14 protein-coding genes are annotated in these 14138 nt (G+C 62.3%); all 14 read left to right on the forward strand.

All coding sequences use genetic code 11. From position 1 onward, the window contains the following. Positions 1-98: 98 nt before the first annotated feature. The 14 genes from rpoC to rplP all read left to right on the forward strand — a co-directional run bounded on the left by rpoC (position 99) and on the right by rplP (position 14136). Positions 99-4307, forward strand: a complete 4209-nt coding sequence (gene rpoC / locus KG722_RS07230) for a DNA-directed RNA polymerase subunit beta' (RefSeq protein ID WP_213271077.1) — start codon at positions 99-101, stop codon at positions 4305-4307. Positions 4308-4733: 426 nt separating this feature from the next. Further along, positions 4734-5105: a 30S ribosomal protein S12 gene (rpsL, locus tag KG722_RS07235; RefSeq protein WP_011647831.1), complete on the forward strand. Its 372-nt coding sequence runs from the start codon at positions 4734-4736 to the stop codon at positions 5103-5105. A 15-nt stretch (positions 5106-5120) separates the two neighbouring features. Next, positions 5121-5591 (forward strand): 30S ribosomal protein S7, encoded by a 471-nt coding sequence (gene rpsG, locus KG722_RS07240; protein ID WP_213271078.1) that lies wholly within the window; start codon positions 5121-5123, stop codon positions 5589-5591. Between the two features lie 86 nt (positions 5592-5677). Continuing rightward, complete coding sequence (fusA, locus tag KG722_RS07245) at positions 5678-7801, forward strand: elongation factor G (protein ID WP_213271079.1); 2124 nt, start codon at positions 5678-5680, stop codon at positions 7799-7801. Positions 7802-7837: 36 nt separating this feature from the next. After that, positions 7838-9028 carry an elongation factor Tu gene (gene tuf / locus KG722_RS07250; RefSeq protein ID WP_213271080.1) on the forward strand — a complete coding sequence of 397 codons (1191 nt, stop codon included), beginning with the start codon at positions 7838-7840 and terminating at the stop codon, positions 9026-9028. Between the two features lie 391 nt (positions 9029-9419). Next, positions 9420-9740, forward strand: a complete 321-nt coding sequence (gene rpsJ / locus KG722_RS07255; RefSeq protein ID WP_011647827.1) for a 30S ribosomal protein S10 — start codon at positions 9420-9422, stop codon at positions 9738-9740. Further along, positions 9740-10498, forward strand: coding sequence for a 50S ribosomal protein L3 (gene rplC / locus KG722_RS07260; RefSeq protein ID WP_213271081.1), 759 nt, complete (start codon positions 9740-9742; stop codon positions 10496-10498). Before rpsJ ends, rplC begins: the two co-directional genes overlap by 1 nt. Further along, positions 10498-11142 (forward strand): 50S ribosomal protein L4, encoded by a 645-nt coding sequence (gene rplD / locus KG722_RS07265; RefSeq protein ID WP_213271082.1) that lies wholly within the window; start codon positions 10498-10500, stop codon positions 11140-11142. Before rplC ends, rplD begins: the two co-directional genes overlap by 1 nt. Further along, the gene (locus KG722_RS07270; protein WP_213271083.1) at positions 11142-11441 is read left to right on the forward strand and encodes a 50S ribosomal protein L23; all 300 of its coding nucleotides are present in this window, start codon (positions 11142-11144) and stop codon (positions 11439-11441) included. The genes rplD and KG722_RS07270 overlap by 1 nt, the downstream gene beginning before the upstream one ends. Positions 11442-11459: 18 nt before the next feature. Next, a complete protein-coding gene (gene rplB / locus KG722_RS07275) occupies positions 11460-12290 on the forward strand; it encodes a 50S ribosomal protein L2 (protein ID WP_213271084.1) in 831 nt (276 codons plus the stop codon). Between the two features lie 18 nt (positions 12291-12308). Further along, on the forward strand, positions 12309-12587 hold the full coding sequence (rpsS, locus tag KG722_RS07280; RefSeq protein ID WP_035592996.1) for a 30S ribosomal protein S19: 279 nt from the start codon (positions 12309-12311) through the stop codon (positions 12585-12587). A 2-nt stretch (positions 12588-12589) separates the two neighbouring features. After that, entirely contained in the window at positions 12590-12979 is a 390-nt protein-coding gene (rplV, locus tag KG722_RS07285) for a 50S ribosomal protein L22 (protein WP_213271085.1), read from the forward strand. Continuing rightward, on the forward strand, positions 12979-13716 hold the full coding sequence (gene rpsC, locus KG722_RS07290) for a 30S ribosomal protein S3 (protein ID WP_213271086.1): 738 nt from the start codon (positions 12979-12981) through the stop codon (positions 13714-13716). The genes rplV and rpsC overlap by 1 nt, the downstream gene beginning before the upstream one ends. 3 nt (positions 13717-13719) lie before the next feature. Further along, positions 13720-14136 carry a 50S ribosomal protein L16 gene (gene rplP / locus KG722_RS07295; RefSeq protein ID WP_213271087.1) on the forward strand — a complete coding sequence of 139 codons (417 nt, stop codon included), beginning with the start codon at positions 13720-13722 and terminating at the stop codon, positions 14134-14136. Positions 14137-14138 lie beyond the last annotated feature (2 nt).

Raw genomic sequence — 14138 nt, forward strand, 5'->3', positions numbered from 1 at the left:
GGCCCCGCTGAAAAGGCGGGGCCTCGCCGACCCGGATTTATTCAGGGCAGGGGAGAGAGACCTCCCCCTAAACGCCCGCCCCAAGGAGCAGACACCCTATGCGCCAGGACGTCGCCAATATGTTCAACACCAATACGCCCGCCCCGAGTTTCGAGGCGATCCGTATTTCGATTGCGAGCCCGGAGAAGATCCGCTCCTGGTCGTCTGGTGAAATCAAGAAGCCCGAAACCATCAACTACCGTACGTTCAAGCCCGAGCGTGACGGCCTCTTCTGTGCGCGGATCTTCGGCCCGACGAAGGATTACGAGTGCCTCTGCGGCAAGTACAAGCGCATCAAGTATCGCGGCATCGTCTGCGAGAAGTGCGGCGTTGAAGTGACCCTCGCGCGCGTTCGCCGCGAACGCATGGGCCACATCGATCTGGCCGCCCCGGTTGCGCATATCTGGTTCCTCAAGTCGCTTCCCTCCCGGATCGCGACGCTGGTGGACATGCCGCTGAAAGACGTCGAGCGCGTTCTCTATTTCGAGAGCTATGTGGTCATCGAGCCCGGCCTGACCGAGCTTGAGCCTCACCAGCTCCTGACCGAAGAAGAGTATATGGACGCGCAGGACCGCCTCGGCGAAGACGCGTTCACCGCGCTCATCGGCGCAGAGGCCATCCGTGAGATCCTCAAGAGCCTCGACCTGCCGACGCTGGCCGAGACGCTCCGCGAGGAACTGCGCGAATCGAGCTCCGAGCTGAAGACGAAGAAGTATTCCAAGCGCCTCAAGGTGGTGGACTCCTTCATCCAGTCGAAAGCCAAGCCCGAATGGATGATCCTGACGGTTGTTCCGGTCATCCCGCCGGACCTGCGCCCGCTGGTTCCGCTCGATGGCGGCCGCTTCGCCACGTCTGACCTCAACGACCTCTACCGCCGCGTGATCAACCGGAACAACCGCCTGAAGCGCCTGATGGAACTTCGCGCGCCGGACATCATCATCCGCAACGAAAAGCGGATGCTGCAGGAGTCGGTGGACGCCCTGTTCGACAATGGCCGCCGCGGCCGCACGATCACCGGCACCAACAAGCGCCCGCTCAAGTCGATCTCCGACATGCTCAAGGGCAAGCAGGGCCGCTTCCGCCAGAACCTTCTGGGCAAGCGCGTCGACTATTCTGGCCGTTCGGTCATCGTGGTCGGCCCGAACCTCAAGCTGCACGAATGCGGCCTGCCCAAGAAGATGGCGCTTGAGCTGTTCAAGCCGTTCATCTATGCGCGCCTCGACGCCAAGGGCCTCGCCGGCACCGTCAAGGCTGCCAAGAAGCTCGTGGAAAAGGAAAAGCCGGAAGTCTGGGATATCCTCGACGAGGTCATCCGCGAGCACCCGGTTCTCCTGAACCGCGCGCCGACGCTGCACCGTCTCGGCATCCAGGCGTTCGAGCCGAAACTGATCGAAGGCAAGGCCATCCAGCTGCACCCGCTCGTCTGCGCCGCGTTCAACGCGGACTTCGACGGCGACCAGATGGCTGTCCACGTTCCGCTGAGCCTCGAGGCCCAGCTGGAATGCCGCGTGCTGATGATGTCGACCAACAACATCCTCTCGCCCGCCAACGGCAAACCGATCATTGTCCCGTCCCAGGACATCATCCTCGGTCTCTATTACCTCTCGCTCGACCGCAAGGGCGAGCCTGGGGAGGGCATGGTCTTTGCTGACCTTGCCGAGATCGAGCATGCGCTGGACGCGGGCCTCGTCTCGCTCCACTCCAAGGTCAAGGCGCTGTATGACGGCGTCAGTTCGGATGGCAAGCCCGAGCGCCGCATCATCGAAACCACGCCGGGCCGTTACATGGTGGCCAACATCCTGCCGCGGTCGAAAGCCATTGGTCCGGAACTGGTCAACACGGTCCTCTCCAAGAAGGCGATCGGCAAGATCATCGACGAAGTCTACCGCCTGTGCGGTCAGAAGGCGACGGTGATCTTCTGTGACAAGATGATGGAGCTGGGCTTCCGTGAAGCCTGCAAGGCCGGCATCTCCTTCGGCAAGGATGACATGGTCATTCCCGAGGCGAAGAAGAAACTGGTCGATGCCACAAAGGAACTCGTGTCCGATTATGAGCGTCAGTACGCTGACGGCCTCATCACGCGCGGCGAGAAGTACAACAAGGTTGTCGACGCCTGGTCGAGCTGCACCGACAAGGTTGCGGACGCCATGATGGAGTCTGCTGCCAAGGCGCAGATGTCGCGTGGCAAGGAGCAGGTCAACTCGATCTTCATGATGGCCGATTCCGGCGCCCGGGGTTCGAAGAACCAGATGAAGCAGCTTGCCGGCATGCGCGGCCTCATGGCCAAGCCGTCGGGCGAGATCATCGAGACGCCGATCATCTCGAACTTCAAGGAAGGCCTGACCGTCCTTGAATACTTCAACTCGACCCACGGCGCCCGTAAGGGTCTGGCCGACACGGCTCTTAAGACCGCCAACTCCGGTTACCTGACACGCCGCCTTGTCGACGTGGCCCAGGACTGCATCATCAACGAAGATGATTGCGGTACGGAGAAGGGCATCGATATCAGCCCCGTCATGGAAGGCGCAGACGTCGTCGTCTCGCTCAACGAGCGCATCCTCGGCCGCGTCATCGCCGAAGACATCAAGAGCCCGGACGGCAAACTCGTTGTGCCGGCCAATACATATGTCGACGAAGATGTTGCCGCGCTGATCGATACGGCAACGGTGGACCGCGTGAAAGTGCGCTCGCCGCTGACCTGCGAAACCAAGAACGGCATCTGTGCGCAGTGCTACGGGCGCGATCTTGCCCGCGGCACGCTGGTCAACCGCGGCGAAGCGGTCGGCGTCATCGCGGCCCAGTCGATCGGCGAGCCGGGTACCCAGCTCACGATGCGTACCTTCCACATCGGGGGCGCCGCTCAGGTTGCCGACCAGTCGTCGCTGGAAGCCAGCTTCGAAGGGACGGTGCGTTTCACCGACGCCGAGATCGTCACCCGCAAGGACAAGACCATCGTTGTGGTCGGACGCCGCATGCAGGTCGAGATCGTCGACGCCGACGGCCGCACGCGCCAGTCTTTCCGCCCGGCCTATGGCACGCGCCTGATGGCCAAGGATGGCGACAAGGTCATGCCCGGCAAGCTGCTGGCTGACTGGGATCCCTTTGCCCAGCCGATCGTCTCGGAAGTGGGGGGTGAGGCGCGCCTCATCGACCTCGTCGAGGGTGTCACGGTCCGCGAAGAAACCGACGAAGCGACGGGTATCTCCGCACGCGTCGTCGTCGACCCGCGGTCGAGCTCCAAATCGGCCGATCTCAAGCCGTCGATCCAGATCGTGGACGGAAACGGCAAGCCGGTGAAACTGCCCAACGGGTCGCACGCGACCTATGTGCTGTCGGTTGGCGCCATCCTCTCGGTCTCTGACGGGGACCGGATCGAGCCGGGCGATACGCTCTCGCGCGTCGCGACGGGCGGTGCCAAGACGAAGGACATCACGGGCGGTCTGCCGCGCGTGGCCGAACTCTTCGAAGCCCGCCGTCCGAAGGATCATGCGATCATCGCGGAAGTCGATGGCCGCGTCGAATACGGCCGCGATTACAAGAACAAGCGCAAGGTCACGATCGTTCCGACCGAAGAGGGGCGTGAGCCGATCGACTATCTGGTGCCGAAGGGCAAACACCTTGCGGTCCAGGACGGCGACTTCATCAAGCGTGGTGAATACCTGATGGACGGCAATCCCGCCCCGCAGGACATCCTTTCGACGCTCGGCGTGGAAGCCCTGGCCAACTACCTCACGGACGAAGTGCAGAAGGTCTATCGCCTGCAGGGCGTGCCCATCAACGACAAGCACATCGAAGTGATCGTTCGCCAGATGCTGCAGAAGGTCGAAATCACCGATGGCGGCGACACGGTGTTCATCACCGGCGAGCATATCGATGCGATCGAGTTCGACGAGGCCAATGAAGCCATCCGCAAGTCGCGCAAGAAGGACCAGCGCGAGGCCACGGCCAACCCGCTGCTTCTGGGCATCACCAAGGCGTCGCTCCAGACCCGCAGCTTCATCTCGGCTGCGTCGTTCCAGGAAACGACCCGCGTGCTCACCGAGGCCGCCATCCAGGGCAAGATCGACACGCTCGACGGTCTCAAGGAGAACGTCATCGTGGGCCGTCTGATCCCGGCCGGTACGGGCGGCGGTATCCGCCAGTTCCGCCGCGTGGCCGCCGAGCGCGACCTGAAGCTGAAGGCCAAGCGCGCTGCCGCCATGGCCAAGGCGGAGGAGGGGATTGCCCTCGTCAGCCTGCCGGCGCCCGCCAGGGACACCGCCGAATAGGCGCCTTGCGACTTGAATGAACCGGAAAAGCCTGCCAGCAATGGCAGGCTTTTTCATGTTAAGGGCGCATGTCGATGAAGGGTGGATGGACAGGAATTGCCGGGGTGATCTGCGCGGTTGCGGCCGTCGCCCTCATCGCCTGGATGTGCTTTGAAAGCTGGGGCGGGGTCTCGCCCTTCTGAATCGGCACACGGCAATGCGGAAAGCCGCGCCACCGCCCTTGACGTGCTGCGCGCGCGAGTCTACACGCCCCGGATCGTCAGGGAGGCAAAAGGGCGTTTCGTCCTGTGCCGCACCGGAACAGCAATGGTCCGGAGAAGCTGACCCCCAATTTTCCGCTCGTCCCGGAAGCCTGGTTAAGGGCCTTCGGGGCACACGTCATTATAGGCCCTCGGGCCGCAAAGTACGAAGAGACAGTAGGCCCGAATGCCCACCATCCAGCAGCTGATCCGCAATCCGCGCGAGCCAAAGCGCACCCGTACCAAGACCCCCGCCCTGAAGGCCTGTCCTCAGCGCCGCGGTGTCTGCACCCGCGTTTACACCACGACCCCGAAGAAGCCGAACTCGGCGCTCCGGAAAGTGGCCAAGGTGCGCATGACCTCCGGATTTGAATCGCTCTGCTACATCCCCGGCGAAGGCCACAACCTTCAGGAGCACTCGGTCGTGCTCATCCGCGGCGGCCGCGTCAAAGACCTTCCGGGTGTGCGCTACCACATCGTGCGCGGCGCGCTCGACACCCAGCCCGTCAAGAACCGTAAACAGCGCCGCTCGCATTACGGCGCGAAGAAACCGAAGTAAGAGGACTACAGATCCATGTCCCGTCGTCACAGTGCCGAGAAGCGTGAAGTCCTGCCGGACCCGAAGTTCAAGGACATCATTGTCACCAAATTCATGAACCAGATCATGCGCGACGGCAAAAAGTCCGTTGCCGAACGCATCGTTTACGGCGCGTTTGACCTGGTCGAGACCCGTTCCAAGAAGAACCCGGTCGAAGTGTTCCACAACGCGCTTGAAGCTGTCGCGCCGGCCGTCGAAGTCCGTTCGCGCCGCGTCGGTGGCGCAACGTATCAGGTCCCGGTCGAAGTGCGCACCGAGCGCCGCCAGGCCCTCGCGATCCGCTGGCTGGCAGCAGCTGCCGCGGGCCGCAACGAGAACACGATGCGTGAGCGTCTGGCCGGCGAACTGATGGACGCCAGCCAGGGCCGCGGCAACGCGGTCAAGAAGCGTGAAGACACCCACCGCATGGCCGACGCGAACAAGGCGTTCGCCCACTATCGCTGGTAACAAGTAAATCGCCGGGCGGCAGGGTTACCTCGCCCGGCGAGTGACCCACCCTTCCCCTCGGGAAGCAGAAACGAAGGTTTGATCTCATGGCCCGCGAATACCCGCTGGAGCGATACCGCAACTTCGGCATCATCGCGCACATCGATGCCGGCAAGACCACGACGACTGAGCGCGTCCTTTATTACACGGGCAAGTCGCACAAGATCGGCGAAGTGCATGATGGCGCCGCAACCATGGACTGGATGGAGCAGGAGCAGGAGCGGGGGATCACGATCACCTCGGCCGCCACGACCACCTTCTGGGAACGCACGGAGGACGGCTCGACGGCTCTGTCGCCGAAATACCGTTTCAACATCATCGACACCCCCGGACACGTCGACTTCACGATTGAGGTCGAGCGCTCGCTCGCCGTGCTTGATGGCGCGGTTGTTCTGCTTGACGGCAATGCCGGCGTTGAGCCCCAGACCGAAACTGTCTGGCGCCAGGCTGACCGCTACAAGGTTCCGCGCATCGTGTTCGTCAACAAGATGGACAAGACGGGCGCCGATTTCTTCAATTGCGTGGCGATGATCAAGGACCGGACCGGGGCGACCCCGGCGCCGATCCAGATGCCCATCGGTTCGGAAACCGAACTTGAAGGGCATATCGACCTTGTCACCATGACCGAATGGGTCTGGGAAGGCGAAGATCTTGGCGCGAGCTGGGTCCTGAGGCCAATCCGCGAGAGCCTGAAAGCGAAAGCCGAAGAGATGCGCGCGCATCTCGTCGAGCTCGCCGTGGAAATGGATGACGCGGCGATGGAGGCCTTTCTCGAAGGCAATGAGCCGGATGTCCCGGCGCTGCGGGCACTGATCCGCAAAGGCACGCTTGCCTTGAAGTTCGTGCCCATCCTGTGCGGCTCGGCGTTCAAGAACAAGGGTGTCCAGCCGATGCTGAACGGCGTCGTGGATTACCTGCCAAGCCCGCTCGATGTGCCGGCCTATCTCGGCTTCAAGCCGGGCGATGAGACCGAAACGCGCGACATTCCGCGCTCGGCTGATGACGGCCAGCCTTTTGCCGGTCTCGCCTTCAAGATCATGAACGACCCCTATATGGGCACGCTGACATTTACCCGCATCTATTCGGGCAAGCTGTCAAAAGGCGACGCGTTCCTGAACGCGACCAAAGGCAAGAAAGAGCGTGTTGGCCGGATGGTCATGATGCACGCCAACAAGCAGGACGAAATCACCGAGGCCTTCGCGGGCGATATCGTCGCGCTGGCTGGCCTCAAAGAGACGACGACCGGGGACACGGTCTGCGATCCCGCACAGCCTGTCGTGCTCGAAACGATGACGTTCCCGCAGCCCGTGATCGAGATCGCGGTCGAGCCGAAAACCAAGGCAGACCAGGAGAAGATGTCGGTCGGTCTGCAGCGTCTTGCTGCCGAAGATCCTTCTTTCCGTGTCGAAACCAACTTCGAGTCCGGCCAGACGATCATGAAAGGGATGGGCGAGCTTCACCTCGACATTCTGATCGACCGTCTCCGCCGCGAGTTCAAAGTCGAAGCCAATATCGGTCAGCCGCAGGTGGCTTACCGTGAGAAGATCGGCCGCACGGCCGAAATCGATTACACGCACAAGAAACAGTCGGGCGGCACCGGCCAGTTCGCACGCATCAAGCTGACATTCGAGCCGCTTGAGGCCGGTTCGGGTTTCGAGTTTGTCAGCGCAATCGTTGGCGGCGCCGTTCCCAAGGAATACATCCCGGGTGTCCAGAAGGGCCTCGATATGGCCAAGGAGAACGGTCTGCTCGCAGGCTATCCGGTGACGGATTTCCGCGCGACACTGACGGACGGCGCGTTCCACGATGTGGACTCCAGCGTGCTCGCCTTCGAGATCGCGGCCCGCGGCGCATTCCGTGAGCTGAAAGGCAAGGGCGACCCGCGCCTGATGGAGCCGATCATGAAAGTGGAAGTTGTCACGCCGGAAGACTATATGGGCGACGTGATCGGCGACCTGAACTCCCGCCGCGGCCAGATCCAGGGCTCCGAAGCCCGGGGTATCGCCACGGCCATAACGGCGATGGTGCCGCTGGTGAACATGTTCGGCTATGTATCCAACCTTCGTGGCATGTCGCAGGGCCGGGCCCAGTTCACCATGTTCTTCGATCACTATGACGAAGTTCCGCGCGCTGAAGCACAGAAGATCATTCAGGAAGTCTCGGGCTCCTAATCGGACCCCATGTACAAGAGCTAGAGGAGAGGCCCGATGGGCAAGGCAAAGTTTGAGCGCAACAAGCCGCACGTGAACATTGGCACGATCGGCCATGTTGACCACGGCAAGACGACGCTGACGGCGGCGATCACGATCACGCTGGCGAAGACCGGTGGCGCGACGGCGAAGAATTACGCCGATATCGACGCGGCGCCGGAAGAGAAGGCGCGCGGCATCACGATCAACACGGCGCATGTCGAGTATGAGACGCCGGCGCGCCACTATGCGCACGTCGACTGCCCCGGCCACGCTGACTATGTGAAGAACATGATCACGGGCGCCGCGCAGATGGACGGCGCGATCCTGGTGTGTTCGGCCGCTGACGGCCCGATGCCGCAGACGCGCGAGCACATCCTGCTGGCCCGCCAGGTCGGCGTTCCGGCCCTGGTCGTGTTCCTGAACAAGGTCGACATGGTCGACGACGCCGAGCTGCTCGAACTCGTCGAGATGGAAGTGCGTGACCTGCTCTCGTCCTACAACTTCCCGGGCGACGAGATTCCGATCATCAAGGGGTCGGCTCTGGCCGCCGTTGAAGACCGCGACCCCGAAATCGGCCAGAATGCGATCCTGGCTCTGATGGACGCTGTCGACACCTACATCCCGACCCCGGAGCGTCCGCTGGACAAGCCGTTCCTGATGCCGGTTGAAGACGTGTTCTCGATCTCTGGCCGCGGTACGGTTGTGACCGGCCGTGTCGAGCAGGGCATCGTCAAGGTTGGCGAGGAAATCGAGATCGTCGGCATCCGCCCGACGGTGAAGACGACCTGCACGGGCGTCGAGATGTTCCGCAAGCTGCTCGATCAGGGCCAGGCCGGCGACAATATCGGCGCGCTGCTGCGCGGTGTTGACCGTGAAGGCGTCGAGCGCGGGCAGGTTCTCTGCAAGCCGGGCTCGATCACGCCGCACACGCTGTTCGAAGCCGAAGCCTACATTCTGACGAAGGAAGAGGGTGGCCGTCACACGCCGTTCTTCACCAACTACCGTCCGCAGTTCTACTTCCGCACCACGGACGTCACGGGCATCGTGAAGCTGCCGGCTGACAAGGAAATGGTCCTGCCGGGTGACAATGTGAAAATGGATGTCGAGCTGATCAACCCGATTGCCATGGACAAGGGCCTGCGCTTCGCCATCCGCGAAGGCGGCCGTACCGTCGGCGCCGGCGTCGTGTCGGAAATCAAGAAGTAATCGCCGGTTCGCGCAGCGAAGCGATTGCTCCGGTGGATCAATCGCAGGTGATTAGGCTTCCACACAGGACGTATCAGACAGAGAAGGCCGCCCTTTCGGGGCGGCCTTTTTTCTTGCCGGAGCGGTAAATGACCCGCCCGGAGGGGCTTGGGGGCAGGGGAGGGTGCGGCCTGGGGCGATAGCGGCCCGGTTGCCTGCAGATTCATCGAAACCAGCTGTTGACGCACCCGATTCTCTGGCATAGAAGCCGCACTTCGCCGGGATGGCTGCGCTTCTTCAATAGCGAACGCTCCCTCGAAACTGACAATTAATCTACACCCCCTCCCGGGCGCTCGATGCTGACGAGCCATCGCGCCATGGGATAAAGTGTTTTGCGCGGACGGACCAAACGATGGAACGACAGAATATCCGGATCAGGCTGAAGGCCTTTGATCACCGCGCGCTCGACATGTCGGCGAAAGAGATCGTGAACACGGCGAAGCGCACTGGCGCTGAAGTTCGTGGACCGGTCCCGCTCCCGACCCGTATCGAGCGCTTCACGGTGAACCGGTCGCCCCACATCGACAAGAAGTCGCGTGAGCAGTTCGAAATCCGCACGCACACCCGCATTCTCGACATCGTGGACCCGACGCCCCAGACCGTCGATGCGCTGATGAAACTTGACCTGTCGTCGGGCGTCGGCATCGAGATCAAACTCGAGGGGGCCCGCTAATGACGCTTCCTGCTGCCCGCACCGGCGTTCTTGCCCGCAAAGTCGGCATGACACGCATCTTCGCTGCTGACGGCCGTCATGTGCCCGTCACGGTGCTCTCGCTTGATGGCTGCCAGGTCGTCGGTGTCCGCTCGGAAGACGAGCGCGCCGTGACCACCAAGAAAGGCGGCCAGGTTACCCGCACTGATGGCTACAAGGCTGTCATCATGGGTGCCGGCGACAAGAAAGCCAAGAACACCACCAAGGCTCAGCGCGGCCAGTTTGCCAAAGCCGGTGTTGCGCCCAAGGCGAAACTCAAGGAATTCCGCGTCAGCGGCGACCTTCCGGAAGTCGGCTCGACCGTTCAGGCCGACCATTTCGCAGAGGGCCAGCTGGTCGATGTTTCGGCCATGACCATCGGTAAAGGTTTTGCCGGTGCCATGAAGCGCTGGAACTTCTCCGGTCTGCGCGCATCGCACGGCGTGTCCATCTCCCACCGGGCCCACGGCTCGACGGGTATGAACCAGGACCCGGGCCGCGTGTTCAAGAACAAGAAAATGGCCGGTCACCTCGGTGACGAGCGCGTCACGACCCAGAATCTGGAAGTCGTGCGCACTGACGTCGAGCGCGGCCTCATCCTCGTCAAGGGCTCAGTCCCGGGCCATGACGGGACTTTCGTTGAAATCCGCGATGCTGTGAAGAAAGCCCTGCCGGCCGCTGCGCCTGCTGCCGGTTCCTTCAAGGCTCCGGAAAAGCTCTCCGCCGGGGGTGAAGGCTAATGGAACTCGCAGTTAAAACCCTCTCTGGCGACGCTGCCGGCAAGATTGATCTCGACGACGCGATTTTCGGCATTGACGAAATCCGTGGCGACATCCTTCAGCGCACCGTTCGCTGGCAGCTTGCCCGCCGTCAGGCCGGCACGCACAAGGTCAAGTCGCGTTCGGAAGTGAACCGCACGACCAAGAAGTCGATCAAGCAGAAAGGCTCGGGCGGCGCCCGTCACGGATCGCGCAACGCGCCGATCTTTGTTGGCGGCGGTATTGCCCACGGCCCGCGCGTTCGCAGCCATGCGCACGATCTGCCCAAGAAGATCCGCAAGATGGCCCTGGCGCATGCCCTGTCGTCCAAGGCAAAGGAAAGCTCGATCCTGGTCCTCGACAAGGCCGAGCTCGACGCGCCCAAGACCAAGGCGCTGATCGAGGCGTTCAAGAGCCTCGGTATCGAGAACGCGCTGATCATCTCGGGCACGGAAGTGAACGAAAACTTCGCCCGCGCCGCGCGCAACATCCCGAACATTGACGTCCTGCCGGTTGCCGGCCTCAACGTCTATGACATCCTGCGCCGCCACACGCTCGTCATCACCAAGGAAGCCGCCGAGGGTATCAAAGCCCGTTTCGACGGCGCCAAAGCGGAGGCTGAATAATGGCCGAAGTGAAACCCCATCATTACGACGTGATCCGCCGTCCGCTGATCACAGAGAAGTCGACGCTCGTCGCCGAACACAACAAGATCATCTTCGAAGTGGCGCCTGACGCTGACAAGAAGGCGATCAAGGAGGCTGTCGAGGCCCTGTTCAAGGTGAGCGTCACGAAGGTCAACACCCTGACCCAGAAGGGCAAGACGAAACGCTTTCGTGGCTTTGAAGGCCGCCGTTCCGACGTGAAGAAAGCCATCGTTACGCTCGCTGAAGGCCAGTCGGTCGACATCTCGACGGGCCTCTAAGGGAGAAGGACGAAGCTCATGGCACTGAAGACATTCAATCCGACCTCTCCCGGCCGCCGCCAGCTCGTGCTGGTGGACCGCACAGGTCTCCACAAGGGCAAGCCGGTCAAGGCGCTCACCGAGGGCATCAGCTCCAAGGGTGGCCGCAACAATCAGGGCCGCATCACCGTCCGCCACCAGGGCGGCGGCGTGAAGCGTCTTTACCGGAAAGTCGATTTCAAGCGGAACCGCTGGGACATCCCGGCTGTTGTCGAACGCCTCGAATACGATCCCAACCGCACGGCATTCATCGCCCTGATCAAGTATCAGGACGGCGAAATGGCCTACATCATCGCGCCGCAGCGCCTTGAAGTAGGGGACACCGTCGTCACGTCCGCCACGGCTGATATCAAGCCGGGCAACACGCTGCCGCTGAAGTCCATCCCGGTCGGTACGATCATCCACAACATCGAGCTGAAGCCCCAGAAGGGCGCGCAGATGGTCCGCTCCGCCGGCACCTATGCCCAGCTGGTTGGCCGCGATTCGGGTTATGCCCAGATCAAGCTGGCTTCCGGCGAGCTCCGCATGGTGCTCGACAACTGCCTGGCCACGATCGGCGCGGTGTCGAACCCGGACAAGATGAACGAAGTCAGCTCCAAAGCTGGCCGCAACCGTCACCTGGGCAAGCGTCCGACGGTCCGCGGTGTCGTCATGAACCCGGTCGACCACCCGCACGGTGGTGGTGAAGGTAAATCTTCGGGCGGCCGTCACCCGGTCTCGCCGTGGGGCAAGAAAACCCGCGGCCCGAAAACTCGCAACAACAAGGCAACGGATCGTCTCATCATCCGTCGCCGTAACGCTAAACGCTAATCAGGGAGCCCGAGAGACATGTCCCGTTCTGTCTGGAAAGGCCCGTTCGTTGACGGCTACCTTCTGAAGAAGGCCGAAGACGCCCGTTCGTCGGAAAAACGCGCTGTGATCAAAACCTGGTCGCGCCGCTCGACGATCCTGCCTCAATTCGTCGGTCTGAACTTTCAGGTTCACAATGGCAACAAGTTCATCCCGGTCACGGTGACCGACGAGATGGTCGGCCACAAGTTCGGCGAGTTCGCGCCGACACGGACCTATTATGGTCACGGCGCCGACAAGAAAGCGAAGAGGAAGTAGTCATGGCAAAGGCCAAGAATCCTCCCAAGCAGGCCGCGAATGAATCGCGCGCCGTGCTGCGCATGTACCGCTCCAGCCCGCAGAAGCTGAACCTGCTGGCTCAGCAGATCCGTGGCATGCCGATCCAGCGCGCGCTCAACGAGATGAAATTCTCGCCCAAGCGCCCTGCAAAGGATGTCTACAAGCTCCTGCAGAGCGCTGTCGCGAACGCCGAGAACAATCACGGCCTCGACATCGACAGCCTGGTCGTTGCCGAAGCACATGTCGGCAAGAACCTCGTCATGAAGCGCATCCGCGCCCGTGCCCGTGGCCGCGCTGCGCGCATCGTGAAGCCGTTCTCGCAACTCACCATCGTCCTGCGGGACAACAGCCAGACTGCGGAGGCCGCATAATGGGTCAGAAAGTCAATCCGATTGGCCTGCGCCTCGGCATCAACCGTACGGCTGACAGCCGCTGGTATGCTGACAGCGCCGACTTTGGCCGCCTCCTTCACGAGGACATCGCGATCCGCAAGGCGATCCGCGAAAAGCTCAAGCAGGCCGGCATCTCGAAGATCATCATCGAGCGCCCGCACAAGAAATGCCTCATCACGATCCACACGGCACGTCCGGGTCTCGTGATCGGCAAGAAGGGCGGGGATATCGAAGTGCTCCGCAAGGAACTCGCCAAGATGACCACGGACGAAGTCCGCGTGAACCTGGTGGAGATCCGCAAGCCGGAAATCGATGCTACGCTCATCGCAGACGACATCGCCCGCCAGCTCGAGCGCCGGGCTTCGTTCCGCCGCGCGATGAAACGGTCGATCCAGTCCGCCATGCGCCTTGGCGCCGAGGGTGTTAAAGTTGTTGTCTCCGGCCGTCTCGGCGGCGCGGAAATCGCCCGGACCGAAAAGTATGCCGAAGGCTCGGTGCCGCTGCACACGCTGCGCGCCGACATCGACTATGGTACGGCCGAAGCTGAAACCACCTATGGCATCATTGGTGTGAAGGTGTGGGTCTACAAAGGTGAGATCCTCGAGCACGATCCGATGGCTCAGGACAAGCGCCTCGAGACGTCCGGCCAGTCGCGCGCTCGCGCAAACGCCAACCAGCGCGGCCCGGCATCGGGCGCCCAGGCGGCAGGAGCTTAAATCATGCTGCAACCGAAACGCACCAAGTTCCGCAAGGCCTTCAAGGGCCAGATCAGCGGACAGTCGAAAGGCGGCTTCACGCTGTCGTTCGGCCAGTTCGGCCTCAAGGCTCTCGAGCCGGAGCGCGTCACCGCGCGCCAGATCGAAGCCACTCGCCGTGCCATCACGCGTGAGATGAAGCGCCAGGGCAAGGTCTGGATCCGCGTGTTCCCGGATGTTCCGGTCACCGCGAAACCGATCGAGGTCCGCATGGGTAAGGGCAAGGGCGGGGTTGACCGTTGGGTTACCCGCGTTGCGCCCGGCCGCATCCTGTTTGAAATCGACGGGGTCCCGGAAGACGTCGCGCGCCAGGCACTCGCCCTGGGCGCCGCGAAGCTTCCGATCAAGACCAAAGTCGTCAAGCGTATCGAGGGGATCTGATC

Source organism: Hyphomonas sp. (genome assembly GCF_018402285.1).
Taxonomy (GTDB): domain Bacteria; phylum Pseudomonadota; class Alphaproteobacteria; order Caulobacterales; family Hyphomonadaceae; genus Hyphomonas.

Excerpts from the sequence above, each read along its gene's own strand:
- rpsL (WP_011647831.1), top strand. The coding sequence starts at position 4,734 with ATGCCCACCATCCAGCAGCTGATCCGCAATCCGCGCGAGCCAAAGCGC.
- rpsG (WP_213271078.1), top strand. The coding sequence starts at position 5,121 with ATGTCCCGTCGTCACAGTGCCGAGAAGCGTGAAGTCCTGCCGGACCCG.
- tuf (WP_213271080.1), top strand. The coding sequence starts at position 7,838 with ATGGGCAAGGCAAAGTTTGAGCGCAACAAGCCGCACGTGAACATTGGC.
- rplB (WP_213271084.1), top strand. The coding sequence starts at position 11,460 with ATGGCACTGAAGACATTCAATCCGACCTCTCCCGGCCGCCGCCAGCTC.
- rplP (WP_213271087.1), top strand. The coding sequence starts at position 13,720 with ATGCTGCAACCGAAACGCACCAAGTTCCGCAAGGCCTTCAAGGGCCAG.
- rpsC (WP_213271086.1), top strand. The coding sequence starts at position 12,979 with ATGGGTCAGAAAGTCAATCCGATTGGCCTGCGCCTCGGCATCAACCGT.
- rplC (WP_213271081.1), top strand. The coding sequence starts at position 9,740 with ATGACGCTTCCTGCTGCCCGCACCGGCGTTCTTGCCCGCAAAGTCGGC.
- KG722_RS07270 (WP_213271083.1), top strand. The coding sequence starts at position 11,142 with ATGGCCGAAGTGAAACCCCATCATTACGACGTGATCCGCCGTCCGCTG.
- rplV (WP_213271085.1), top strand. The coding sequence starts at position 12,590 with ATGGCAAAGGCCAAGAATCCTCCCAAGCAGGCCGCGAATGAATCGCGC.
- rpsS (WP_035592996.1), top strand. The coding sequence starts at position 12,309 with ATGTCCCGTTCTGTCTGGAAAGGCCCGTTCGTTGACGGCTACCTTCTG.
- fusA (WP_213271079.1), top strand. The coding sequence starts at position 5,678 with ATGGCCCGCGAATACCCGCTGGAGCGATACCGCAACTTCGGCATCATC.
- rpsJ (WP_011647827.1), top strand. The coding sequence starts at position 9,420 with ATGGAACGACAGAATATCCGGATCAGGCTGAAGGCCTTTGATCACCGC.
- rplD (WP_213271082.1), top strand. The coding sequence starts at position 10,498 with ATGGAACTCGCAGTTAAAACCCTCTCTGGCGACGCTGCCGGCAAGATT.
- rpoC (WP_213271077.1), top strand. The coding sequence starts at position 99 with ATGCGCCAGGACGTCGCCAATATGTTCAACACCAATACGCCCGCCCCG.